This window comes from Corynebacterium hindlerae (assembly GCF_014117265.1).
GTDB lineage: Bacteria > Actinomycetota > Actinomycetes > Mycobacteriales > Mycobacteriaceae > Corynebacterium > Corynebacterium hindlerae.
Genome location: NZ_CP059833.1, coordinates 2,170,673 through 2,194,233 on the forward strand (window position 1 = coordinate 2,170,673; position 23,561 = coordinate 2,194,233).

Consider the following 23,561-nt stretch of genomic DNA (forward strand, 5'->3'; position numbering starts at 1 on the left):
CGGTCACATGCGCGTATACCTAGGAGCGGACCACGCAGGGTTCGAAATGAAGAACATTATCGCCGAGCACCTCAAGGGCCTTGGACACGAGGTCATTGATTGCGGCGCTCACACCTACGATGCCGACGACGACTACCCGGCGTTCTGCATCGAAGCAGCCTCCCGTACTGTCAACGACCCAGGTTCCCTTGGTATCGTCCTCGGCGGTTCCGGCAACGGTGAACAGATCGCAGCCAACAAGGTCAAGGGCGCCCGCTGTGCGCTGGCATGGTCCCCAGAGACTGCCCGCCTTGCCCGCGAGCACAACAACGCACAGCTCATTGGCCTCGGGGGTCGTATGCACTCCAAGGAAGAAGCCCTCGCCATCGTTGAGGCTTTCCTGGACCAGGAGTGGAGTCAGGCGGAGCGCCACCAGCGCCGTATCGACATCCTCGCGGACTACGAGAAAACCGGCATCGCCCCAGCGCTGCCAGCTGAATAAGAAAAACCCCGGTCCGCCGGGGTTTTGTTAGTTAAAAGTCGAAGCCTCCGAAATCGCCGAAGTCGCCACCAAAGTCTCCGGGATCGCCGGGGGAGTCGTCGAAAAGCCCGCCACCGGCGTCGTCCATACCACCGGCCTGTAGGCCGTCCTGGAAGCCATCGCCGTAACCGGCCTCGAACGCCGACGCGTCATAACCGACCCCGGACATGCCTCCGAACATGGTGGAAAAGAGCAGAACTGACCCCGCTGTCCACATGCCCGTGCGCATTGCCGACGCCCACCACGGTTCCGAATACCACCCAGCCGGAACTGGGCGCCCAGCCACCATGCCGCCAGGATAGTAGTGCTGCGCATGAGCACTTGCCTGCGGAGACGCAGTGATCTGCTTGCCTTCGAAATCAATCGTGCGCTCTTCTGTCACCCGGCCCGCCTGGCGCTGCCCCTCGAGCGGCGGCAGCTCTGGACCGGCGGGCATCCCCATGATTTCTCGGGCGGCATTGACATAATGCAGACCTTCCAGCGCTGACTCGCGGGCAAGTTCTGCCTGCCGAGTGGTCTGAGCTGTGCTGATCTGAGAACTTGCGGCATTGAAACGCTCAGAAGCATCGGCCATTGCCTGGGTAGAGGCCGCATCAGAGCCCGTCAGGCTAAGTACCTGCGAGCCTAGACGGTCAATCCACCGCCGAGCATCAGCCACAGCATCGTCAAAACGAGCTGCCTCCTGCTTCGCCCCGCCTTGCGATGACAATTTAGACACCGCGAATACCGCAGCGGCGACAACTCCGAAGATAAGGACTAGAGATAACACGTTGCTCCTTGTAAACCGTTCACTTACAACAGCAACGAGTGAAGAGTTAAGTTAGTTCCCCTTTTGCTTCTGCCGGTCCTGTGTCCACTCCTTAACGTCCTCAGAGCTCCACAGCGTCAACCCGTGCAGCTTCGCCACTGGCTTCGGTGCGCGACCTCGGCCGGCATAGCTAGTAAAAGTGCCACGTGCGGTGCTAGAAAACTCCGCGCATTCAGATGCTGTCCAGAGCTCCTGACCAGTATCAGAATCGATAATTTTAGGTTTCATGCCACACAATTTTAACGAGGCAAATTATAAATAAGGTTCCCAAAGTGGCACAGTTCGATAACGGAATGACGATTTTGGAAAGTGGGATCACATGCGCTATAGTTACCCGACGTACCACATTCGGGAATGTCGTATAGTGGCTATTACCCCAGCCTTCCAAGCTGGTGACGCGGGTTCGATTCCCGTCATTCCCTCCAATGCTTATAATGGCCGGTTTACCTGCGCTAATAGGGCCGTCTATTCGTCCTATCGGTGGGGTGCGTGACGCTATCGTGGTGCTAAAAATGTGCTAACGCGCCGGGTTGAAAACTCACTTAAATAAGCCGTGGTGCTAATCCGCCAATCGGCAGGATCATTCCGATTCTGGCTCACCCGTGCGCCACACCTGCGCACTAGGCCGATCGTCAACCTCCGCACCCCGCGCCCCCGCCGTATGCGGCTGAATAAAAACAGGCTTCCTAAGCTTCCGACCCTTGCCCCAAGCCTGCTGCCTCCAATGCCCCGCACCGCCACAACAGCATCATCTAGCGCATCATCCCGCGCATCAATCGCGGCCTGAAACCCCTCAGCAAGCTCCACATACCCGGTGTGGGCCTTCTCCACAATGAACGGCAAAACGTGTGGCGTCCAGGGCATTAGTCCACCCACCTCGCAGTGACCGTAGGGGCCTGGATCATCGCCTGACCCACCACCACCCGCCACCAAGACGCAGGCAGAACCCGCCCTGACCTGGTGACATGCCACCCGTGATGCCACACATCCACCGGCCCCGGCGCGTCCATGATTTTATCCACCCACTCCACCGACTCGGTGATCACAGCATCCAGCTCGATCATCGCCCATGTGGGTGCCTCGTGCGCCTCCCACCGCTGCACCGTCCGAAGATTAATCCCCAGATAATTGGCGAAGTCTTTTGCCGATAGCCCAAGGGTCTCCCGCCTGACCCGCAGCAGGACACCTGGGTGCGTGCCACCATCGTCCGGGGTGAGTCTGTCCCCTGTGCGTGGTGTGGGGGTGGTGGTGTGTGGGGGTGGCGTGAACGTCATTGATGCTCCTAGAAATGGGTGTGCCCCGCACTATGGCGGGGCTGGTGTGGTGGCTAGTTTTCGTCAGCCTCTGCAAGCTCGGCCTCGGCGTCCTCCGTGAGGTCTGCCAAGAATGCTTGCCACTGTGCCCGCCCAACAGCGGGGCGGGGAAAAGTTAGCTTGCTTGCCTTTCCGAGTTGATTGATCGGATTAGGTCGTGCAACGCTATGGCGGTCGAGCTACTATCTGGAGGGTGGTAGCTGTACCCTGCTTCTTCTATCAGTGAAGGATGGACAGGATGACCGCTATCCCTACACCAATAAATGCCGTCGATGATTGCGTCATCTAGGTTTCCGAAGTAGAGATTTTCGATGAATGTTGATGCGTAATGACGGGCACCATGGGTGTTATCCTCGGCCACCATTTGCGAGATTAGCTCGGCAAACTCGGGGCAGTCCTCCAGTACCTCGGCCAATGCTTCATCAGAACCCCATACTCCCATCATTTCACCTCATTCCACTCGCTAAAGTCGTATTCAACCTTTCGGCTGATTTTCCCGCTTTTACTACATTTTACTATGTCCTGGCCCGCAAGAGGATGGAAAATCAAATCATCAACTAGGTCAAGTCCTGGGAAGTGGTGTATCTGCCTTTCGAGTCTGAAGTTGGGTTGGGGTTAGGGATTGAGTGTGGGGCCATCTCTGGGATGGTTGTTGCTGGTGATCATGCGGTCAGCTCTGTGGTGGTGTCGGCAATGTGGTCGATGGTTGTAGCTTCGACGATCTTTCTTGTGTGGTCGAGGCTGGTCAAAGACATGTAGCGTTTCTGCTGGATCCAATCATCGTGCTGCTCAGCCAACACTGCCCCGACCAATCGGATAACGGCTTCCCGGTTGGGGAAAATTCCTACCACGTCGCTGCGGCGCCGGATTTCACGGTTGAGCCGTTCAGTGGGGTTATTCGACCAGATCTTAGTCCACACTGTTTTTGGGGCTGAGGTAAACGCCAGGATCTCCTCGAGGGATTCTTCCAGGTAGCAAGCCACATCAGGGAATCGATCTTGACAAAATTCCACCACGTCTCGGGCTTGGTTCCAGACTTCGTCGCCACTGTCTTGCTGGAAAATCGTGTGAAACATCGCCGATAAGGTCGGCCACTGGCTTTTCGGCACCATAGCTGATGAGGTTCTTCGCGAAATGGGTACGACACCGCTGCCAACCAGCCTGCGGCAAACAATCACTGACAGCTGTTTGGATCCCGATATGGGCATCACTGGTCACCAGGTGCACACCGGTTAAGCCCCGGGCAAGAAGATCCCGAAAAAAACCTGTCCAAGACGCTACTGATTCGGCAGTAGCAACATGCATGCCGAGTAGTTCTCGGTAACCTTCAGCGTTAACCCCGGTAGCCAGTAACACACTGGTTTTGACCACCCGCCCGCCTTCCCGAACCTTCATCGTCAGCGCGTCGCAGGACAGGTAGTAGTAGGGGCCTTGGTCAAGGGGCCGGGTTCGGAATTCTTCGACTATGGTGTCAAGCTCTTTAGCCATCTGACTGACCTGCGACTTCGACAGGTTGTTGATCCCGAGTGTGGCGACCAGGTCATTCATCCGCCTGGTGGAGACCCCTTTGAGGTAACAGGTCGCAATGACTGTTGATAAGGCCCGTTCAGACCTGCTACGCCGCTCTAACAGCCAGTCGGGGAAGAAAGACCCACTACGCAGCTTCGGAATCGCAACATCAATACTGCCAACCCTGGTATCTAACTGGCGGTGGCGATACCCGTTACGCGAGTTAACACGCTCGGCAGAGACGGTGCCATGTTCTGCTCCACAAATGGTGTCGGCCTGGACAGACAGTATTCGGTTGATGAATTTCGTGAGCATATCGCGCATCAAATCCGGCGAGGCCCCCGTCAGCAACTTGTCAAGATACGCTGTCGGGTCGATATGATTAGGGTCAGCGGCCATCGCGGTGATTCATCCTTTCGAGGAGATGTAGGAGTTGATTCGAAAGGTACCCGCGATGGTCGCCTTCATACACACCGGCACGAAGCTAACCGCGGGCTACTGATACACCACACTAAAGGACGTAACCAGAGGGTGAAGCCTAAAAAAACACCGAAACCCGGGGAACGCTTCCCGGGTTTTACAGGGTTAAGTAACAAAAAGTGTGTCCGGCTGGGCTAGCGCTGACGCAACAGGACTGGTTGGCCTGTTTCCCAGCTTGCTTGATTCTCGATGGCTTCCAGCCATGCCAACAGCCAGCCATGCCAACATCAGTCTCTAATCCGACACTGCGCATAGACGGTGCAGCGTTGTTCTTGCTCTTGGCCTAGCCCCCACTGGGCAGGAGGGTCGGTTTTTGTTCACCGGCACACCCCACCGCAAGCGCGAAACGTGGTATTGAAGGGTGTCCAACCAACAATAAACACAGGTTTTAGGGCTCCTACGCTGGGGAATTCATGAATCAGAGACACTGTTTTCTTCACTTAACCCCGGGCCCGATTTGAATAGAGTAGTTCGCTTCCTGAGATTGCAGTGGCGGTTAGGGGAAACTCACATCCGAGGCTGGAGCGCCCTGCTCTGTAGTGGGATCCAGGCGTAGGCGTCGTAAAGCGCCTGCGAAAGGTTCAATAACCTGCTGTTTTGCTTTCCGCTTAGAGTTCTGTGTAAAGTCATCTCTCGTACCGCACAGCAGCGGAACAATGTCCGGGGCGTGGCGCAGCTTGGTAGCGCATCTGCTTTGGGAGCAGAGGGTCGCAGGTTCAAATCCTGTCGCCCCGACAAATATGAGGTATCACTTGATAGTGGTACCTCATTTTTTGTTTGTCGGGCCGCTGTTAAGGCACCCTTGTTGATAGGGGGTGTAAACGACACAGGTAGAGTGTTGATCTAAATACCCGAACTAACCAACCCAGGAGATTTACTCGTGAAGAGTTCTGTAGAGCAGCTGAATGACACGCGCGTCAAGGTAACTGTCGAGATTCCTTTCGAGGAACTCAAGCCAGAGTTCGATCAGGCTTACCAGACGCTGTCTCAGCAGGTTTCCATCCCGGGCTTCCGTAAGGGCAAGGCTCCCCGTCAGATCCTTGAGGCTCGCATCGGCCGCGGCCCAGTCCTGGAGCAGGTCATCAACGACATGATTCCTTCCCGCTACTCCAAGGCAGTGGAAGAAAATGACCTCAAGGTCATCGGCCAGCCAGTCATCGACATCACCAAGCTGGAAGACGGCGAGCTCGTTGAGTTCACCGCTGACGTCGACGTTCGCCCAGAGATCACCGTCCCTGACTTCGCTAAGATCTCCGTCGAGGTCCCAGCCGTTTCTGCTGGCGAAGAAGCTGTCGAGCAGGAACTCGACAACCTCCGCGAGCGCTTCGGCACCCTGAAGGATCACAACCACAAGCTCAAGAAGGGCGAGTTCGTCACCATCAACCTCTCCGCCACCGTTGACGGGGAGCCAGTTGAGGAAGCCACCACCGAGGGCCTCAACCACGAAATTGGTAGCAACGAGCTTATCGACGGCCTGGACCAGACCCTCGTGGGCATGAAGAAGGGTGAAGAAGCCGAATTCACCACCACCCTGGAGCAGGGCGACTACGCCGGCAAGGAAGCACTGGTCAAGGTCGAGGTCACCGCAACCAAGATGCGTGAACTCCCAGAGGCCGACGACGAGTTCGCACAGATGGCCTCCGAGTTCGACACCATCGAAGAGCTCCGCGAGTCCCTGGCAAAGCAGGTCGAGGAAAACTCCAAGGGCCAGCAGGCATCCGCAATTCGCGACGCCGTCCTGAAGGAAGCCCTGGCTCAGTCCGAGTTCCCGCTTCCAGAATCCATCGTGGAAGAGCAGGTCCAGGGCCAGCTGCAGCAGCTGCTTGGCCAGTTCGGTGGCGACGAGAAGCTCTTCGAGTCCCTTCTCGAAGCACAGGGCACCACCCGCGAGCAGTTCGACTCTGACTCCCGCAAGTCTGCTGAAGAAGCAGTCCGTACCCAGCTGTTCCTCGACGTCCTCGCTGAGGAAGAGCAGCCAGAGGTCTCCCAGCAGGAGCTGTCCGACCACATTCTGTTCACCGCACAGTCCTACGGCATGGATCCTAATCAGTTCGTGCAGCAGCTGACTCAGTCCGGCCAGATCGCCAACCTCTTCGCCGACGTTCGTCGCGGCAAGGCACTGGCAGCCGCAATCTGCAAGACCTCCGTCAAGGACACTGACGGCAACGCTGTTGACGCTTCCGAATACTTCGGCCCAGAGACCGAAGAAGAAGCAGAAGAAGCAGCTGAGTAATCAGCGGCTAGACACTTAAAGGCCCAGCAGTGTGCTGGGCCTTTGCCTTTGGCGTCGGTAAGCCCAGCAACGCTGTCAGCGAACACGGGCATGACGACGCCCCAACCTGCGTTACATTGGTTGCTAACAAAGATCAGAAAGTAGGGAATTCATGACTTCACCGAACGGAATGAACCTCAGTGACTCCGTCTACGAGCGACTGCTCCGCGAGCGCATCATCTTCCTGGGCAGCCAGGTGGACGACGACATCGCCAACAAGCTCTGTGCGCAGATCCTGCTGCTGTCCGCCGAGGATCCAACCCGCGACATCTCGCTGTACATTAACTCTCCAGGTGGCTCCGTCACCGCTGGTATGGCGATTTATGACACGATGAAGTACTCTCCATGCGACATCGCCACCTACGGCATGGGCCTGGCCGCATCCATGGGGCAGTTCCTGCTGTCCGCTGGCACCAAAGGCAAGCGCTACGCCCTGCCACACGCACGCATTATGATGCACCAGCCATCTGCCGGCGTTGGTGGTACCGCGTCCGACATCGCCATCCAGGCTGAGCAGTTTGCCCACACCAAGCGGGAAATGGCCGAGCTGATCGCTGAGCACACCGGCCAGACCTTCGAGCAGATCACCAAGGACTCTGACCGCGACCGCTGGTTCACCGCTCAGCAAGCCAAAGAATACGGCTTCGTCGACCACGTCATCGAACACGCCAAGCACGGCGACATCACCAACTAAGGAAGGACTGTCACACAATGCAGATGCCATCTTCCCGTTACGTCCTTCCGTCCTTCGTAGAGCACTCCTCCTACGGGGCGAAGGAATCCAACCCCTACAACAAGCTCTTCGAAGAGCGCATCATCTTCCTGGGATCCCAGGTGGACGACACCGCCGCCAACGACATCATGGCGCAGCTCCTCGTCCTCGAAGGACTCGACCCAGATCGCGACATCACCATGTACATCAACTCCCCAGGTGGTTCCTTCACCTCGCTGATGGCGATCTACGACACCATGCAATACGTCCGCCCAGACGTCCAAACCGTCTGCCTCGGCCAGGCTGCTTCCGCCGCCGCAGTGCTGCTTGCAGCGGGTGCCCCAGGCAAGCGCGCGGCACTACCGAACGCCCGCGTCCTCATCCACCAGCCAGCCACCGGTGGCGTCCAAGGCCAGGTGTCGGACCTGGAAATCCAGGCAGCGGAGATCGAGCGTATGCGAACTCTCATGGAGACCACGCTGGCGCACCACACCGGAAAGTCCGCGGAGCAGATCCGCATCGATACTGACCGTGACAAGATTCTCACTGCCGCAGAAGCAGTAGAGTACGGAATCATTGACCAGGTCTTTGATTACCGCAAGTTGAACGGCTAAAAAGAAAAACGCCTCGGATGATTCGATCCGAGGCGTTTTCTTTATTTCTGAGCACCGTGCCAGCAGATGCAGAGCCGTCCAGCGGTTACTCCCGTCCCGAGCATGTTATCCAGATGGAAAACGCTGGAAAACACTCCTTGCCATGGCCGGGGAAGCTGCTAACTACCTTCGCCGAGAAACTCTTCCACTAGCGAATTGAATTCCTCGGCCCGCTCGATATTGAGCAGGTGCGCTGCGGGATTGAACTCGTGGTATTGGGCTCCGGGGATGCCGTCGGCAAGCTGCTTGACTACCTCTGGCGGTGTGGACGTGTCCTGCGTTCCTGCCACCACGAGGGTAGGTTTGTCGATCGTCTGGAGGAGCTCTCGGGTATCAAACGCAGCCAGCGCTGTACATGCTGCCGCGTAGCCTTCCGCTGGGCTATCTGCCACCATGGCCCGCCAGTATTCGCGGGATGCGGGATGAGACTGCAGCCAGCCAGGTGAGAACCAGCGCTCGATGGTGCCCTGGGACAACTCGTCCAGCTTGCCGGCGCGCACGTCTGCAGCCTTTTGTGCCCATGCTTCGGACTCGCCGAATTTCGGGGCAGTGGAAACGAGTACCAATCGGCGCACTCGTTCCGGCGACGAAAGCGCGATCTGTTGCGCGATACCACCACCCAAGGAAAGACCCATGACGTCGAAAACGGGTGCATCGACCGCAGCGAGCACATCGTCAGCTAGCTCGGCCATGGTGGTGGAGCCGGGAATTATTTCGGACTTGCCGTGGCCACGCAGATCTATCGCAATCACCCGCCGGGACGCAGAAAAATGATCAAGCTGTGGCAGCCACATTTTGATCGACGACCCCAGCGAACCGATGAGGACGAGGGGAACGCCAGCAGTGCCAAATTCGCGAACATGCAATGAGGAAGTAGTCATGGGCTCCAGGGTAGCGGGAAAGGGCGTCGGTAAGCGGCGGGGCATTGTTGCCCGTGACAAAAAGTGCGGTAGGGTAGGGCATCCGTAGGTAACCAACGATTGCGAGATCAACACTTCCATGGCACGCATGCAAGAAAGCGCTGACCTGCTCAAATGCTCCTTCTGTGGGAAGAGTCAAAAGCAGGTAAAAAAGCTCATCGCAGGTGGCGGTGTGTACATCTGTGACGAATGTATCGAACTGTGCAACGAGATCATTGAGGAAGAGCTCAACACCGCTGCCGCAGAGCGACAAGACGAGCAGAAGCTGCCGAAGCCGAAGGAAATCTCCGCGTTCCTAGACAAGTACGTCATCGGGCAGGATCGGGCTAAGCGCGTCCTCGCCGTCGCTGTGTACAACCACTACAAGCGCATCCGCGCCGAGGAAACCAAAGCGCTCGGCCGCAAAAAAGACGACGACATCGAGCTGGCTAAGTCTAACATCCTGATGCTCGGACCGACCGGCTCCGGCAAGACCTACCTCGCGCAGACGCTGGCAAAGCTTCTCGACGTCCCGTTCGCCATCGCCGATGCCACCTCACTGACCGAAGCAGGTTATGTCGGTGAAGACGTGGAAAATATTCTGCTGAAGCTCCTGCAAGCTGCTGACTATGACGTCGCCCGCGCCCAGCGCGGCATCATCTACATCGACGAAGTAGACAAGATTTCCCGCAAGTCGGAGAACCCATCCATCACGCGTGATGTCTCCGGCGAAGGCGTGCAGCAGGCGCTCCTGAAGATCCTGGAAGGTACCGTCGCTGCCGTCCCACCACAAGGCGGGCGTAAGCACCCGAACCAGGAATTCATCCAGCTGGATACCTCCAACATCTTGTTCATCGTGGCCGGCGCGTTTGCTGGCCTGGAGCAGGTCATTGAGGCTCGCCGTGGCAAAACCAGCCTGGGCTTCGGTGCTGAGGTTGCTTCCAAGGTAGACCGCGATGAAGTGGACATCTTCTCCGAGGTTCGCCCCGAGGACCTGGTGAAGTTCGGCCTCATCCCAGAATTCATCGGTCGCCTCCCCGTGGTGGCAACCGTCACGAACCTGGACCGTGATTCCCTGGTGAAAGTCCTCACCGAACCACGAAACTCGCTGGTGAAGCAGTATCAGCGCCTGTTCGAGATGGACGGCGTCGACCTCGTCTTTACCGATGAAGCGCTGGAGGCCGTCGCGGATCTGGCGCTCGAGCGTAAGACCGGCGCCCGTGGCCTGCGCTCCATCATGGAGGAAATCCTGGTTCCGATCATGTACGACATTCCGGATCGGGAAGACCTCGCAGAAGTGGTGATCAATGAGCACGTAGCGCGCGGTGAAGCCGAACCGCGGCTCGTGACCACTGCAGAGAAAGAAAAGACAGCCTAAAACTCCACAGTAGGGGCTGACAAGTCGTCGTAAATAGCGCTGCTAGCCCCTTTATCGTTGCTGTCAGAACGCAGCTTGAGGTAACTCATTTCCTCGCGTGAACCCAGGTTCGACGTGAGGAACGCGAGCACCGTGTCAATGACCAGATTGAGGTTCCCCTCGAAGTTCGCCTCATCCTCCAGGTCGATGGAGTACAGGTTGTTGAAAGTCGCGTTGTACACGGTGCGGTGGAAACAAATCGACGTAATGATCGAATAAACATCCACAGCGGAAATGCCTGACCGGAACGCGCCCGCATCCTGGCCCATCATCAGCAGCTTGTCCATCTGTAGCATCACCACTGACTGATCCGCCAACGGGGTGGAATTCTTCATGTCGCCCCAGCCGAACAGGTTCTCAAGCACCATCAACCGCACCGCACACGGGTGAGAAGTAATGCGGCGGTAAATCACCTCAACTACCTTGCGGACCCCCTCAACCGGAACCGTCGATTCCAGCTCCATATCCTGCGGCTCTGGGCGCAAATGCGCAATAGCCAACTTCAGGGCCGCCAGGTAGAGACCCTTTTTATCCCCAAAGTGGTAATGAATCATGCGCTTCGACATCCCAGACTCATGCGCAATGGTGTCGATCTTGGTTTCCTCGAATCCGGTACGGGCGAATTGAGTCAGCGCCACTTCAACAACACGTTCTGTGGAAGGTGTTGGGGTATCAGAATCGACGAGGGTGCTCACAGTTCCAAACCTTTTCTTCACATTTTTGCCAATGGGTATATAGAACTTATCGTGCCTCAAAAAGTCTGGTTGTAGGGACAAGGGTTAGGCAAATACCTAAACAACCAGTTTGTTTTCCGGGTGGTCAACCCAGAATTGGGGTACTGGAGGCTTAATGATGTGAGCATTGGCTTGCACCCGTTTGAGTTGAACCACATCCTTCGCTCTGTGTGAGGGCGAAATTCTCGCTACTGTAGTAGCTAGTACACACTTTGTGGTCGCCTTTTGAAAGGACCTTGAACCTATGACCTCTGCAAAGAAGATCACCGTCACCGGTGCCGCCGGTAACATCGCCTACTCCCTCCTGTGGCGCATTGCCAACGGTGACGTCTACGGCAAGGACGTACCAGTCGAGCTCAACCTGCTGGAGATTGAGCCAGCCCTGCGCGCCACCGAAGGCGTAGCAATGGAGCTCCTGGACTCCGCATTCCCACTGCTGAAGAACATCCGCATCACCGCCAACGCTAACGAGGCTTTCGACGGCGCATCTGCTGCTTTCCTTGTCGGCGCAAAGCCACGTGGCAAGGGTGAAGAGCGTTCTGACTTGATCGCAGCCAACGGCAAGATCTTCGGACCACAGGGCAAGGCCATCAACGACAATGCGGCTGATGACATCCGCGTCGTCGTCGTAGGCAACCCTGCAAACACCAACGCGCTGATCGCACAGTCCGCAGCTCCAGATGTACCTGCATCTCGCTTCTCTGCACTGATGCGCCTGGATCACAACCGTGCGCTGTCCCAGCTGGCTACCAAGCTGGAGAAGGACTCCACCGACTTCGAGAAGATGGTCGTTTGGGGCAACCACTCTGCAACCCAGTTCCCAGACATCACCTACGCTCTTTGTGAAGGCAAGCCTGTGAGCGAGCTCGTGGATGCTGACTGGTACGAGGGTGAGTTCATCCCACGCGTAGCTAAGCGTGGCGCAGAAATCATCGACGTTCGCGGCAGCTCCTCTGCAGCCTCTGCAGCCTCCGCAGCCATCGACCACATGCACGATTGGATCAACGGCACCGACAAGTGGGTTACCGCTGCTATCCCATCCACCGGCGAATACGGCATCCCAGAGGGCATCGTTGTTGGTCTGCCAACCTACGCTGAAGGTGGCGAGTGGAAGGTTGTCGAAGGCCTGGAGATCTCTGACTTCCAGCGCAAGCGTATCGACGCTAACGTCGCCGAACTCCTCGACGAGCGCGAAGCCGTCAAGGACCTGCTTGGCTAGATCCGTTTGATAAGTGCCCTTCCCAAGTAGGAAGGGCACTTTTTCTATTGGACACCGTACGTAAAATTCGACATTTTGGCCTACGATTGGGGCTCTCGGAGGTGCGAAATGCAGAATTTTACTTACTAACCCCTTCGGGCTTGTCCGCCCACAATTGCAGGCGTGACACTGGGAATTCTTGTTTCTCCTGCCACCACCAGCGAGGTCCCAGTGCTCGAACTGGAGGATCAAGAATGACCTCTATGTTTGTGCCTTCGGGTCCTCCCAGAATGAGGCATTCATTTTTGATCAGGTGGTTGTCTGTAGCAAAAGTTCTCAAGGGGTGAATGCTCGTGATCGAAGTAATGGGAATCAATGCAATTTCAGTTCCCTTTACTTTGATTACGAATGTGGAGCTATCCATATAACTTGGGTAGACGTACTGTCGACCACAATAAGCAATGAGCATGAAGATTCCATAGCCACTTAATACCGCGAGCAGGAGCCGCAAAGCTAGGGAATCCAACAACAGTTCAATGGCGATGAGCTCGATGATCGACGCGCAACCGATGGCGATGGGGAGTGTCCACATCCCTTTGGTGTGCATGATGGGGTGGGCATCGGTGGGAAAGAACTGCCTGCGACGAACAAAATAGTAAAAGTCGCGCCATAACTGCAGCTCCTGAAGAAACACCCGGACCGGGAGAACGGATTTGATGCCGCGGCGGGTGGCCTGAGCAATGTGAACTCCGAGGAGGACAAGGACAACGAGCCCGAACCATTTCATGGCAGCGCAGCCTCAAGTAGCTTTCGCTGAGCAGGAGAAAGGTCTAGGTCTGAGAGCTGGAATGGCAGAGAACCAGGGCGGAGGGTTTCTTCGATTCCTTGAGTGTAGGCCTGCGGAACAGCTTCCCGGAACTCTTGCAGTACCTCAGTGGTCGGCTCTGAGCAGCTCCAAAGCGCTGCGAGCTTTCGCGTTGCAGCTATGTGGCTGGCTGACTTGAGATTTCGAGACAACAGCTCCCACGTGCGGGGAGTAGTGACCCCTGCAATGACCATGAGATCAAGCATGGCAATCTCATGCTTGGCAAAATCTGAATTCCCGATGACATCAACGAGCAGTTGCGTGACAGCCCGCGGCGCGCCTACTTCGCCTAGGGCTAACAGCTCTAAGCGACGGCGTTGCTCCGCAATAGCCTGTTCTTGAGCATCCAGATTCGCCTGGGCTTCGGTAACGAGCTCAGAAAGCGGCGCTGTACCGATCTTTTTCAGTGGGATCCCTGCCTGGCTCAAGGTTCTGATTTGGAAGGCGTGCGCCAGGTCATTCACCGAATACTCCCGATAGTTCGCAGACGTGCGACGAGGCTCTGGGAGCACCCCAAGTGCATGGTAGTTGTGAATAGTGCGCACCGAGCAACCGCATGCCTTCGCCACATCAGAAATCTTCATGCCCCAGTTGTAAACCATGACACAGTGTGAGGGTCAAGGAATCCCGGTGTAGAACCCCGCCACTGGTGCAGTTGTAGACCGCGTTAAGATAGTCTCCATGACTAATCGCGCGGATAAACTTCCAAAGAGCTGGGACCCGAAGGCTGTAGAAAAGGGCCTGTACGAGGGTTGGGTAGAAAAGGGCTACTTCACTGCTGATCCAAGCAGCGACAAGCAGCCATTCTCTGTCATGCTGCCACCGCCGAACGTGACGGGCCAGCTCCACATGGGACACGCGCTGAACAACACCCTTATCGACGCGATTACCCGGCGCAAGCGCATGCAGGGCTTTGAGGTCCTGTGGCTTCCAGGCATGGACCACGCCGGTATTGCTACCCAGACCAAGGTCGAGGCGATGCTGCGTGAGACCGAGGGGAAGAAGCGCTGGGACTACGAGCGCGAGGAGTTCATCGAGAAGGTTTGGGAGTGGAAGCGCGAGTACGGTGGCAAGATCACCGAGCAGATGCGCGCCATCGGCTCTGGTGTCGACTGGTCTCGCGAGCGTTTCACGCTGGATGAAGGACTGTCTAATGCGGTCCAGACCATCTTCAAGCAGCTCTACGACCAGGGCATGATTTACCGCGCGAATCGCCTGGTTAACTGGTCCCCTGTGCTGGAGACCGCTGTCTCGGATATTGAGGTGGTCTACAAGGACGTCGAGGGTGAGCTGGTGAGCATCCTCTACGGTGACCCAGACGGCGACCATGTTGTTGTCGCCACCACCCGCGTCGAGACGATGCTCGGCGACGTCGCAGTCGCTGTCCACCCAGATGACGAACGTTATAAGAATCTCGTGGGCAAGAAGCTCAAGCACCCATTCATTGAGGGGCGCGAGATGGTTGTCATCGCCGATGATTACGTTGACCCAGAGTTCGGTACTGGCGCGGTGAAGATCACCCCAGCTCACGACCCGAATGACTACGCGATGGGCCAACGCCATGGCCTGGACATGCCAACCATCATGGACGCCACCGGTCACATCGCCGATACCGGCACCCAATTCGATGGCATGGATCGCTTCGAGGCCCGCGTGAAGATCCGTGAAGCCTTGGCTGCACAAAACAGAATCGTGAAAGAGGTGCGCCCGTACCTGCACTCCGTCGGCCACTCCGAGCGCACCGGTGAGCCAATCGAGCCACGCCTGTCCTTGCAGTGGTTCGTGAAGGTAGCAGAGCTGGCCAAGATGGCCGGTGACGCAGTTCGTGACGGCGACACCAAGATTCACCCAGCCAACCTCGAGCCGCGTTACTTCGACTGGGTCGATGACATGCACGACTGGACCATTTCGCGCCAGCTGTGGTGGGGTCACCGCATTCCGATTTGGTACGGTCCCGACGGCGACGTCATCTGCGTTGGTCCTGGTGAAGAAGTACCGGAAGGCTACGTCCAGGACGAGGATGTCCTTGACACCTGGTTCTCCTCCGCGCTGTGGCCGTTCTCCACCATGGGCTGGCCTGAGGGCTCCCCAGAGTTGGACAAGTTCTACCCGACCTCGGTGCTGGTCACGGCCTATGACATTTTGTTCTTCTGGGTTGCCCGCATGATGATGTTCGGCACCTTCGCCGGCAAGAACAGTGACCTGCCGAAGATCCCATTCACGGACATCTTCCTGCACGGCCTGGTGCGCGACGAACAGGGGCGCAAGATGTCTAAGTCCCTGGGCAACGGTATTGACCCGATGGACTGGGTGGAAAAGTACGGCGCCGACGCTCTCCGCTTCACCTTGGCGCGTGGCGCGAACCCTGGCGTCGACCTTCCAGTGGGTGAGGACGCGGCCCAGAGCTCCCGTAACTTCGCCACCAAGCTGTTCAATGCCACGAAGTTCGCGCTGATGAACGGCGCGGGGGTGGGCGAGCTCCCAGCTCGCGAGAACCTTACCGACGCCGACAAGTGGATCCTCGACCGCCTCGAGCAGGTCCGCGCCGATGTAGATGACTACCTGGACCGCTACCAGTTTGCAAAGGCCAACGAGGAGCTCTACGCCTTCGTCTGGGGCGAGGTGTGCGACTGGTACCTCGAGATTGCGAAGGTCCAGATCCCGCGCGAAGGCCAGACTGAGCAGGGCGAGAACACCAAGCTGGTTCTCGGTCGGGTGCTCGACGTGGTGCTGCGACTGCTGCACCCAGCAATGCCGTTTGTCACCGAAACGCTGTGGCAGGCGCTTACCGACGGCGAATCCCTCGTAATCGCGCAGTGGCCAACCGCTGATACGACGAATGGGGGAGCACCTGCAGATGCGGATGCAGCTCGTCGCATCGAGGATGTGCAAAAGCTCATCACGGAGATCCGTCGCTTCCGCTCCGATCAGGGTGTGAAGCCTTCTCAGTGGGTTCCAGCGCGACTGGACTTTGCTGCAGCAGACCTGGAATCGCTAGAGGACACGATTCGGAGCCTCGCGCGCGTCGAGAAGCCTGCAGACTTCACCCCGAGCGCAAGCATCGAGATTCGCCTGAGCCAAGCCACCATTGAGGTGGAACTGGATACCTCCGGAAGTGTGGATGTGGCGGCTGAGCGCAAGCGCCTGGAGAAGGATCTCAAGGCTGCCGAGAAGGAGCTGGACACCACCGCGAAGAAGCTGGGTAACGAGGCTTTCTTGGCGAAGGCGCCAGAGGCTGTGGTGGAGAAGATCAAGGCTCGTCAGGCACTGGCTAAGGAAGAGTTCGAGCGCATCACTGCACGACTTGGGGAGCTCGGCTAGGGTCTAGTGTCATGCGCTTTGGCATTGACTTTGGTACCACCCGAACCGTAATCGCTGCTGTAGACCGCGGGAACTACCCCGTGGTCGCAGTGGAAGATACCTACGGTGACCTGCGGGAATTTATTCCAACGGTGGTTGGCCTCGTCGGTGACCAATTGGTCGCGGGCTGGGCAGCGCAGGAGTGCACGGATAACGTGCGCTCCTTCAAACGCCTGCTGGCGACGCCCGATGCCAACGCGAACACTCCAGTGCAGATCGGTGAGAAAACGTTCCCGCTCGGGGAGGTTCTCGCCGTGTTCGCTCGTGCGGTAGTGGACGAACTCCGCCGACTCTATGACACCGATTCCATTGAGATCGTGCTGGGCGTCCCGGCGAACGCGCATTCCACGCAGCGACTCATGACGCTCACCGCCTTCACCCAAGCCGGTGCCACGGTGACAGGAATGGTGAACGAACCATCGGCTGCCGCCTTCGAATACACCCACCGGCACGCGCGAACCCTCAACACCAAACGGCGCACGGTGATCGTCTACGACCTGGGTGGTGGCACTTTCGACTGCACGCTCATGCGGATCGACGACAACGAACACCTCGTGGAAAAGACCCTCGGCATTGGCAGGCTCGGTGGCGATGACTTCGACGCGTTGCTCGCCGACATGGCGCGGGAACAGCTGGGCACCGAAGCTGACCTCATGGAAGCAGCCCGCACCGCGAAAGAGCAGCTCAAACCGCAGTCGCGTCGCATCATGATTGAAGCAGGCGACGACATGGTAGTGCTGCCAGTATCAGAGTTTTACGATGCAGCGCAGCCACTGGTGGAGCAGACCTATGAGGTGCTCAAACCGTTAATTGGTGAATCGGAGAACCTCACTGATACCGACATTGCGGGCATCTACCTGGTGGGCGGCGCAAGCTCGCTGCCCCTGATTCCTCGGCTGCTTCGCGAACGCTACGGACACCGCGTCCACCGCTCACCGCTGCCCACTGCGTCGACGGCTGTGGGACTCGCCATCGCCGCTGACCCGGACTCCGACTTCCTGCTCCGCGATAAAGTCTCCCGTGGCATCGGCGTGTTCCGGGAGCGCAACAGCGGAGCAGACGTCAGCCTCGACACCATCCTGGAACCCGGCCGGGAAACCGAAGCCACTGCCACCAGTCGCTATTGGGCGGCGCACAACATCGGTTGGTTCCGCTACGTGGAATTCTCTCCGAACAACCCAGGAGATTTCAGCGTCCTCGCCGAAGTCTTGGTGCCCTTCGACCCGGCTCTGCGGCACCTCAGCCAAGAGGAACTCGCCCAGGTTCCAGTACAACGCTGGCCGGATGGGTACCCCTGGCCAGAAGTGGTGGAAACGATCAGCACCGACGCCAACGGTATCGCCGTCATCAGGATCGGTATCCCAGCCGAACACTTCGAAACAGCTGTCGAAGTGCGTGCGCTACACTAAAACGCATGTCTGAACACGAGGTTTCCCTGGACGAAACCGGGCTCACGCTGCCCATTGATGCTGCAGGACCAACGAATGAGCCTGCCTCCCGAGAGATTACTCACGACGATCTCGTCGCCCCCGCAGCGGTAGAGGCGGAACTGGATCAGCGGTGGAACGAAACCCAGATCGATCCGTCCCTCGAACGAATCGAACTGCTCATGGACCTGCTAGGCAACCCAGAGCGCGCATTCCCCGCTATCCACGTGGCCGGTACCAACGGCAAGACCTCTACGGTCCGCATGATCGAAGCGCTCATGAGGGCCTTCCATCGTCGCACGGGGCGCACTACCAGCCCGCACCTACAGTTGGTTACCGAACGCATTGCCATCGACGGCATGCCAATCCACCCACGTGACTATGTGCGAACCTGGGAGGAAATCAAACCTTATGTTGAGATGGTGGATGCCCGATCTAGCGTGCGGATGTCCAAATTCGAGGTACTGGTGGCCATGGCGTACGCAGCGTTCGCTGACGCCCCAGTTGATGTCGCGGTGATCGAAGTTGGGCTCGGCGGGCGGTGGGACGCCACCAACGTCATCAATGCAGACGTCAACGTGATTACCCCAATCGGGTTGGACCATACGGGAATCTTGGGGGAGAGCATCGCAGAGATCGCCGCAGAAAAAGCCGGCATTATTAAGTCTCGCTGGGACACCGACGATCTGCTTTCCCCTCCGGACAACGTAGTGGTTATCGCGGAGCAGGATCCAGCTGCAATGAGGGTGATCCTGGAGAAAGCCGTCTCGGTCGATGCTGCTGTGGCGCGCGCCGGGTCGGAATTCGGCGTGGTGTCCTCCACCATTGCGGTGGGTGGACAGCAGCTCACCCTGCGTGGCCTAGGTGGCGAATACGAGGACATTTTCCTCCCGCTTTCCGGCGAGCATCAGGCCCGCAACGCAGCGGTGGCACTGGCGGCGGTAGAAGCATTCTTCGGTGCCGGGGCGGGCCGGCAACTGGACGTCGATACGGTGCGCGCTGGTTTCGCGTCGGTGGACTCTCCCGGCCGACTCGAGCGCGTCCGTGCCACCCCCACCGTCTTTATCGATGCTGCCCACAACCCGCACGGGGCGCGAGCCCTTGGCCAGGCGCTCGACCGAGATTTCTCCTTCAGCCGCGTAATCGGCGTGGTCTCTGTGCTCGCCGACAAAGACGCGCGCGGTGTGCTTGAACAGCTCGAACCGTACCTCAACGAGCTGGTGGTTACTCAGAACACCTCGCCACGCGTCCTCGACGCCTACGAACTGGCAGAGCTAGCCCGCGAGATTTACGGTGAGGAGCGCGTCCATGTAGCGGACACGCTTGTCGACGCCGTGGAAGTCGCAGTCGAATTGGCCGAAGATACCTCAGAAGGTGGAAGCGTGTCAGGAGCAGGTGTGATCATCACCGGTTCCGTCGTCACCGCCGGTGAAGCCCGCGCACTGTTTGGAAAGGAACCTGCATGACCCAGCAATACGGCCCACTCGGCCCCGGACATGCCCCCGTCAAAGACCCCATGAAAGGACTGCGCGGCGTCATGGCCGGTACCCTCGTCATGGAAGCGATCTCCATCTGGCTGGTGCTCACCGTCATCCTCCGCGTGGACAACGGCGAGCACTGGACCACGCTGAACTGGGTTTATGTCACCATCGTCGGTGCTCTGATGTTCGTGTGGGCATTCATGCAAAAGCTACCTATCGCACTGCCCGTCAACCTCGTACTGCAGGTGCTCGCGGTCGTGGGATTCTTCGTACACCCATCAATGGGCATCATGGGACTGATTTTCGTGGGAGTATGGGCGTACATCCTCGTGCTGCGTAAAAACCTGATTGAGCGCATGCAACGAGGCTTGCTCACCACCCAACACGACTAGGAGTTTGTGCATGTTCATGCGAAACCTGGACTTCTTTGCGTGCGCAATCTTCGCGCTACTTGCCGTCTATGTCCGAGCCACCGGTATGAGCTTCTGGCTGGCCGTGGTGTTCATCATTGCTGCCGGCTCCAGCTTGGTCAGCGGGTTTGTAAAACGCAACAACCGAATTCGCCTGGAACGCGACCCCATCGCCCTCACCCCGGAACAAAAAGACATCATCAAAAACCTGAAAGACCAGGGTAAAGGCTACGCTGCGATTAAACAGGTACGCCTGTGGTACCGCTATTGCGACCTCAAGACTGCAGTGGAACTAGTGGAGCAGGTAAACTAATCGCCATGACTGAACGTACTCTCATCCTGATCAAGCCAGACGGTGTTGCAAATGGACACGTCGGTGAAATCATCGCCCGCATCGAGCGCAAGGGCCTCAAGCTCGCCGCCATGGATCTGCGTGTAGCAGACAAGGAAACCGCAGAGAAGCACTACGCTGAGCACGCAGACAAGCCATTCTTCGGCGAGCTCGTCTCCTTCATCACCTCCGCACCACTCGTTGCAGGCATCGTTGAGGGCCCACGCGCAATTGAGGCTTGGCGCCAGCTGGCCGGTGGCACCGACCCAGTATCCAAGGCCACCCCAGGCACCATCCGTGGCGACTTCGCCCTGACCGTCGGCGAGAATGTCGTCCACGGCTCCGACTCCCCAGAGTCCGCAGAGCGCGAGATCGCAATCTGGTTCCCTAACCTGTAAAACAAACGTTTTGGTTTTCACCCCGCCTCATTGAGGCGGGGTTTTGTGTTGGGGGATGGGGACTTGGGGCAGGCGATTGCGAAACCCGGGAAGCGTTTCCCGGATCTCGGGGAGGTTTAGGGCTTCAGTTGTGCTTTTTCTTGTTTTTTCTTCCGAAACCCGGGGAATGCTTCCCGGGGATTGCGGGCGGAGTGGATATACAGGCATGCAAGGGCCCCAGAATGAAGGGGTTAGCGCCGTGAAGCAAGCGCTTGCACGCCGAGCGCGGTGAGTTCGATCCACCATTTGCTGCGGTCGTCGGCGTGCATCATGGGGGAGATGCGGGCCAGCCCGTGGCGCTCGAGGGCGCTACCGGCGCTGAGTACTGCTTCGTAGTCGGGGGAGACTGAGGATACGCGGACCCTGGTGCCATCGAATGCTCCCATGGTGGCTAGGGTGTGGGCTAACTCGCGGTGCTCGTCGAGGGCGGTGAGACGGGTAGTGGTGAGTTCCGAGATTTCTGTGCGGCTGGCCAGCGTGCGGAGGCGGAGGCGCTGCTCACGAAGGCCTCGGGAAAAGAGAGTGTGCATTGATAAGGTTCCTGCCGCAGTACCGGCCGTGAGCAGCAATGCATCCGACGCGGCGGTGTCGGGGAGCCCGATCGCGCCGCAGACCACCGCCGCGGGCGGGAAAATGACACGTCCCCAGGGCACCGGGTATACTTCGGGAGCCCGGTAGACGTCGAAAACGGCTCGGGCCGGGGTTTGGGCGTACAAGTAGGCCAGCAGAAACACGACCGAGACGATCGCACTCACAAAGACTCCAGTGGTTGAGAGCAGTTGGAGTTTCATTGCCACCGAGGACGCGGAAACCGGCACCAAGAGTGACCATGACCATGGTCGTAGATGCGCTCGAACAGGACCCATAAGCGACAGGTTAACGGAAAACATGCACTGTGGAACTAAAAATGTGGCCTCTTTGCCACAAAGGCAAGAGGCCACGGAAAGAGTGACGTTAGAACAAGCCAGCGTTGGTCTCGCCGAAGTCATCAGTGGTGTGTTCGCGGGAGTCAACGTTTGCGTCGTTGTTCACGGAGTTGTCACCTTCGACGCGGGCGGTCTGGGTGATCACGATGTTGTTCTTCAAACGGCCGAGCTTGGTGAGGCCGTCGCCGAAGTGCAGTGTGGCAATGATCTGGTCATCGCCCTTTTCGACGGGGTTAGACAGCGTGATCTCGAAGGAACGGACAGACTTTGCGCGGTCAAACCCGAGGTCACGGATGTGCGCGCCGTTCTTGCCATAGCCGGTGATGACGCGGTCAACCTCTTCAGGGCCTTCAGCCGTGTAGATATCAACGCGGAAGGTAGTGACACCATTTTCGTTGAAGTAGCGCTTGTCACCAACGTTCTTAGCCTTGACCGCCACGACACCAGCGTAGCCAGGAGCCTTTGCAGAAGAGACGGTGAAGTGTGGCTGCAAATCGAGGTTCGTGTTGATTTCCTCGTCCACTGGAACCACGCCCGTCAAGTCAGTGATCTCTTCTGGAGTTGGATCAGCTGCGTCGACAGTCTCATTGGTTTCTGGATCCACAGGAGCAGTAGCGTGCTCGTCTGCCAGGTCAGATGGGGTGATGTCCGGGTGTGCACCGGCCAACGTGTCGTAGGTGCGAACCTGGACTTCGTTCTTGACCGGGGTGATAGCAACCCAAGGAGTCGGGTTGGACCAGGTGCCGTCCAGCTTGCAGTACTGCTGCGTGCCGGAGAAAGTCACAGTGCGGAAGCCGTAGGTGGCTTCGCCGGTGGAACCGGCTGGAACCTTGTAAGGGCCGATCTTTTGGCCGACCTGCCAGGACAGTTCGTAGGACGCGGAAAGGCCGATTTTCTGAGCAAATGAGGCTGCGATACCGAAGGACGCACCCTTCTGAGAGTAACCCGCGTTTGCGTTGACACTGCTGGTCTGGTCGCCCTGGACATTGAGCTTGATGGCCTGGGTCTTAGAAAGGCTTTGCTCCAAGTTGATGTCATCTTGGGTGTGGTTGGTGGTGGACACGGTTCCCGCAGGAGTGAAGGAGTCGGTGACCTTGTAGGCGACCGTGCGGTAGTCTTCCCAGGCGTTGCACACTGGGTGAGGGTTCTGAATGTTTGGCTTGATGGAGTCAGAGCCGTGGAGGGTGTGGATGAGTGGGAGCTGTGGATTCAGCTTTGGGGTCTCTGGGTAGGTGTCAACGGTGGTTGCTGCGTGTGCTGGGGACACGGTCAGGCCGATGGCCAACAGTCCGGCAGCGAGAGCGGAGAGCCTCACGGGTGGTTCCTTTCAGAAAAATTAGTTTGATGTGATCGAGTTATAGGATCCGCGTAGAGAAACCTTAAAAGCAAGTAAGACATGTTGACTTGGTCACAAAATAAGTAACCAATGTTAATGGATGCAAGATTTGTTACTTAAGCAAATGGTTAACGGTTTACCTGCAGTTTACCGAGTGGTGGACATTGTTCAATGTGGATGCCTGTTGGGTTTTCAATAGTTGCTAGATTGTTATAGTTTTAGGTGAGAAATAATTCGCAGGGAGAAAAAGCCCCCAATGTGGGGGTAGCTTTAGGGTGAGGAGCTTAAGCGGTTTGTGGTGGGGGAAACGGTGTTAGTGGCCTCTGCTCAGGTATTTTTGCAACGCGCGTCGGGTGGAGAATGTTTAACGCTCCGAGTGTCGCTGTCAAATAAAGTTGATGTAAATGAAGCTTTAAATTGTAGCTGCAAAAAAGTTCTCATCCCTGTGTCTCGTGCCTGGTTCAGACTCATAG

The 23,561-nt window shown here is 57.7% G+C and carries 22 protein-coding genes, 2 tRNA genes and 1 pseudogene; 14 read left to right on the plus strand and 11 right to left on the minus strand.

What is annotated here, in order from left to right; all coding sequences use genetic code 11:
* The first annotated feature begins 7 nt into the window (after window positions 1–7).
* On the plus strand, window positions 8–481 hold the full coding sequence (locus tag HW450_RS10540; RefSeq protein ID WP_182385574.1) for a ribose-5-phosphate isomerase: 474 nt from the start codon (window positions 8–10) through the stop codon (window positions 479–481).
* A gap of 31 nt (window positions 482–512) precedes the next feature.
* Here HW450_RS10540 and HW450_RS10545 read toward each other — a convergent pair whose 3' ends face one another.
* Both HW450_RS10545 and HW450_RS10550 read right to left on the minus strand, forming a co-directional pair.
* Window positions 513–1,289 (minus strand): DUF1542 domain-containing protein, encoded by a 777-nt coding sequence (locus tag HW450_RS10545; protein WP_182385575.1) that lies wholly within the window; start codon window positions 1,287–1,289, stop codon window positions 513–515.
* A gap of 51 nt (window positions 1,290–1,340) precedes the next feature.
* Entirely contained in the window at window positions 1,341–1,556 is a 216-nt protein-coding gene (locus tag HW450_RS10550) for a hypothetical protein (protein ID WP_182385576.1), read from the minus strand.
* 122 nt (window positions 1,557–1,678) lie between these two features.
* Between HW450_RS10550 and HW450_RS10555 the strand changes: the two genes are divergently transcribed.
* Window positions 1,679–1,753 (plus strand) — tRNA-Gly (locus HW450_RS10555).
* Between the two features lie 438 nt (window positions 1,754–2,191).
* On the opposite strand, the gene HW450_RS10560 is transcribed toward HW450_RS10555, so the two are convergent.
* From HW450_RS10560 to HW450_RS10565, 3 genes and pseudogenes are all read right to left on the minus strand, one after another.
* Window positions 2,192–2,602: a hypothetical protein gene (locus tag HW450_RS10560; protein WP_182385577.1), complete on the minus strand. Its 411-nt coding sequence runs from the start codon at window positions 2,600–2,602 to the stop codon at window positions 2,192–2,194.
* A gap of 154 nt (window positions 2,603–2,756) precedes the next feature.
* Entirely contained in the window at window positions 2,757–3,086 is a 330-nt protein-coding gene (locus HW450_RS13010) for a hypothetical protein (RefSeq protein ID WP_220463897.1), read from the minus strand.
* Window positions 3,087–3,303: 217 nt separating this feature from the next.
* Window positions 3,304–4,549 (minus strand): annotated as a pseudogene (locus tag HW450_RS10565) (IS256 family transposase).
* A gap of 742 nt (window positions 4,550–5,291) precedes the next feature.
* Between HW450_RS10565 and HW450_RS10570 the strand changes: the two are divergent.
* The 4 genes from HW450_RS10570 to HW450_RS10585 all read left to right on the plus strand — a co-directional run bounded on the left by HW450_RS10570 (window position 5,292) and on the right by HW450_RS10585 (window position 8,228).
* Window positions 5,292–5,365: transfer RNA gene (locus HW450_RS10570), tRNA-Pro, on the plus strand.
* 145 nt (window positions 5,366–5,510) lie between these two features.
* Window positions 5,511–6,863: a trigger factor gene (gene tig, locus HW450_RS10575; protein ID WP_182385578.1), complete on the plus strand. Its 1,353-nt coding sequence runs from the start codon at window positions 5,511–5,513 to the stop codon at window positions 6,861–6,863.
* 151 nt (window positions 6,864–7,014) lie between these two features.
* Window positions 7,015–7,596 (plus strand): ATP-dependent Clp protease proteolytic subunit, encoded by a 582-nt coding sequence (locus tag HW450_RS10580; RefSeq protein WP_182385579.1) that lies wholly within the window; start codon window positions 7,015–7,017, stop codon window positions 7,594–7,596.
* A 17-nt stretch (window positions 7,597–7,613) separates the two neighbouring features.
* Entirely contained in the window at window positions 7,614–8,228 is a 615-nt protein-coding gene (locus HW450_RS10585) for an ATP-dependent Clp protease proteolytic subunit (RefSeq protein ID WP_182385580.1), read from the plus strand.
* A 158-nt stretch (window positions 8,229–8,386) separates the two neighbouring features.
* Here the strand turns inward: HW450_RS10585 and pcaD are convergent, their stop codons facing one another.
* Window positions 8,387–9,148, minus strand: a complete 762-nt coding sequence (gene pcaD, locus HW450_RS10590; RefSeq protein WP_182385581.1) for a 3-oxoadipate enol-lactonase — start codon at window positions 9,146–9,148, stop codon at window positions 8,387–8,389.
* A gap of 118 nt (window positions 9,149–9,266) precedes the next feature.
* On the opposite strand from pcaD, the gene clpX reads away from it, so the two are divergent.
* Window positions 9,267–10,544, plus strand: a complete 1,278-nt coding sequence (clpX, locus tag HW450_RS10595) for an ATP-dependent Clp protease ATP-binding subunit ClpX (protein ID WP_182385582.1) — start codon at window positions 9,267–9,269, stop codon at window positions 10,542–10,544.
* Here clpX and HW450_RS10600 read toward each other — a convergent pair.
* Window positions 10,541–11,278, minus strand: a complete 738-nt coding sequence (locus tag HW450_RS10600; RefSeq protein WP_182385583.1) for a TetR/AcrR family transcriptional regulator — start codon at window positions 11,276–11,278, stop codon at window positions 10,541–10,543. The genes clpX and HW450_RS10600 overlap by 4 nt on opposite strands.
* A 283-nt stretch (window positions 11,279–11,561) precedes the next feature.
* Between HW450_RS10600 and HW450_RS10605 the strand changes: the two genes are divergently transcribed.
* The gene (locus tag HW450_RS10605; RefSeq protein ID WP_182385584.1) at window positions 11,562–12,536 is read left to right on the plus strand and encodes a malate dehydrogenase; all 975 of its coding nucleotides are present in this window, start codon (window positions 11,562–11,564) and stop codon (window positions 12,534–12,536) included.
* Between the two features lie 118 nt (window positions 12,537–12,654).
* On the opposite strand, the gene HW450_RS10610 is transcribed toward HW450_RS10605, so the two are convergent.
* Complete coding sequence (locus HW450_RS10610; RefSeq protein ID WP_182385585.1) at window positions 12,655–13,302, minus strand: hypothetical protein; 648 nt, start codon at window positions 13,300–13,302, stop codon at window positions 12,655–12,657.
* Window positions 13,299–13,964, minus strand: a complete 666-nt coding sequence (locus tag HW450_RS10615; RefSeq protein ID WP_182385586.1) for a MerR family transcriptional regulator — start codon at window positions 13,962–13,964, stop codon at window positions 13,299–13,301. The genes HW450_RS10610 and HW450_RS10615 overlap by 4 nt, the downstream gene beginning before the upstream one ends.
* Before the next feature lie 97 nt (window positions 13,965–14,061).
* Between HW450_RS10615 and HW450_RS10620 the strand changes: the two genes are divergently transcribed.
* From HW450_RS10620 to ndk, 6 genes are read left to right on the plus strand one after another with little or no spacing between them, the layout of a single operon-like run.
* The gene (locus tag HW450_RS10620) at window positions 14,062–16,701 is read left to right on the plus strand and encodes a valine--tRNA ligase (RefSeq protein WP_182385587.1); all 2,640 of its coding nucleotides are present in this window, start codon (window positions 14,062–14,064) and stop codon (window positions 16,699–16,701) included.
* A gap of 11 nt (window positions 16,702–16,712) precedes the next feature.
* Window positions 16,713–18,149 (plus strand): Hsp70 family protein, encoded by a 1,437-nt coding sequence (locus tag HW450_RS10625; RefSeq protein WP_182385588.1) that lies wholly within the window; start codon window positions 16,713–16,715, stop codon window positions 18,147–18,149.
* 5 nt (window positions 18,150–18,154) lie between these two features.
* Entirely contained in the window at window positions 18,155–19,633 is a 1,479-nt protein-coding gene (gene folC, locus HW450_RS10630; RefSeq protein WP_182385589.1) for a bifunctional tetrahydrofolate synthase/dihydrofolate synthase, read from the plus strand.
* On the plus strand, window positions 19,630–20,040 hold the full coding sequence (locus tag HW450_RS10635; RefSeq protein WP_182385590.1) for a DUF4233 domain-containing protein: 411 nt from the start codon (window positions 19,630–19,632) through the stop codon (window positions 20,038–20,040). Before folC ends, HW450_RS10635 begins: the two co-directional genes overlap by 4 nt.
* Window positions 20,041–20,050: 10 nt before the next feature.
* Entirely contained in the window at window positions 20,051–20,371 is a 321-nt protein-coding gene (locus HW450_RS10640) for a hypothetical protein (protein ID WP_182385591.1), read from the plus strand.
* Window positions 20,372–20,376: 5 nt separating this feature from the next.
* A complete protein-coding gene (gene ndk / locus HW450_RS10645; RefSeq protein ID WP_182385592.1) occupies window positions 20,377–20,787 on the plus strand; it encodes a nucleoside-diphosphate kinase in 411 nt (136 codons plus the stop codon).
* A 230-nt stretch (window positions 20,788–21,017) separates the two neighbouring features.
* Here the strand turns inward: ndk and HW450_RS10650 are convergent, their stop codons facing one another.
* On the minus strand, window positions 21,018–21,581 hold the full coding sequence (locus tag HW450_RS10650) for a hypothetical protein (protein WP_182385593.1): 564 nt from the start codon (window positions 21,579–21,581) through the stop codon (window positions 21,018–21,020).
* 199 nt (window positions 21,582–21,780) lie between these two features.
* Window positions 21,781–23,067 carry a hypothetical protein gene (locus HW450_RS10655; protein WP_182385594.1) on the minus strand — a complete coding sequence of 429 codons (1,287 nt, stop codon included), beginning with the start codon at window positions 23,065–23,067 and terminating at the stop codon, window positions 21,781–21,783.
* Window positions 23,068–23,561 lie beyond the last annotated feature (494 nt).

Excerpts from the sequence above, each read along its gene's own strand:
- HW450_RS10550 (WP_182385576.1), bottom strand. The coding sequence starts at position 1,556 with ATGAAACCTAAAATTATCGATTCTGATACTGGTCAGGAGCTCTGGACA.
- HW450_RS13010 (WP_220463897.1), bottom strand. The coding sequence starts at position 3,086 with ATGATGGGAGTATGGGGTTCTGATGAAGCATTGGCCGAGGTACTGGAG.
- HW450_RS10615 (WP_182385586.1), bottom strand. The coding sequence starts at position 13,964 with ATGAAGATTTCTGATGTGGCGAAGGCATGCGGTTGCTCGGTGCGCACT.
- folC (WP_182385589.1), top strand. The coding sequence starts at position 18,155 with ATGTCTGAACACGAGGTTTCCCTGGACGAAACCGGGCTCACGCTGCCC.
- HW450_RS10635 (WP_182385590.1), top strand. The coding sequence starts at position 19,630 with ATGACCCAGCAATACGGCCCACTCGGCCCCGGACATGCCCCCGTCAAA.
- HW450_RS10610 (WP_182385585.1), bottom strand. The coding sequence starts at position 13,302 with ATGAAATGGTTCGGGCTCGTTGTCCTTGTCCTCCTCGGAGTTCACATT.
- HW450_RS10540 (WP_182385574.1), top strand. The coding sequence starts at position 8 with ATGCGCGTATACCTAGGAGCGGACCACGCAGGGTTCGAAATGAAGAAC.
- HW450_RS10605 (WP_182385584.1), top strand. The coding sequence starts at position 11,562 with ATGACCTCTGCAAAGAAGATCACCGTCACCGGTGCCGCCGGTAACATC.
- clpX (WP_182385582.1), top strand. The coding sequence starts at position 9,267 with ATGGCACGCATGCAAGAAAGCGCTGACCTGCTCAAATGCTCCTTCTGT.
- HW450_RS10620 (WP_182385587.1), top strand. The coding sequence starts at position 14,062 with ATGACTAATCGCGCGGATAAACTTCCAAAGAGCTGGGACCCGAAGGCT.
- HW450_RS10640 (WP_182385591.1), top strand. The coding sequence starts at position 20,051 with ATGTTCATGCGAAACCTGGACTTCTTTGCGTGCGCAATCTTCGCGCTA.
- HW450_RS10625 (WP_182385588.1), top strand. The coding sequence starts at position 16,713 with ATGCGCTTTGGCATTGACTTTGGTACCACCCGAACCGTAATCGCTGCT.
- HW450_RS10585 (WP_182385580.1), top strand. The coding sequence starts at position 7,614 with ATGCAGATGCCATCTTCCCGTTACGTCCTTCCGTCCTTCGTAGAGCAC.
- pcaD (WP_182385581.1), bottom strand. The coding sequence starts at position 9,148 with ATGACTACTTCCTCATTGCATGTTCGCGAATTTGGCACTGCTGGCGTT.
- HW450_RS10580 (WP_182385579.1), top strand. The coding sequence starts at position 7,015 with ATGACTTCACCGAACGGAATGAACCTCAGTGACTCCGTCTACGAGCGA.
- HW450_RS10560 (WP_182385577.1), bottom strand. The coding sequence starts at position 2,602 with ATGACGTTCACGCCACCCCCACACACCACCACCCCCACACCACGCACA.
- ndk (WP_182385592.1), top strand. The coding sequence starts at position 20,377 with ATGACTGAACGTACTCTCATCCTGATCAAGCCAGACGGTGTTGCAAAT.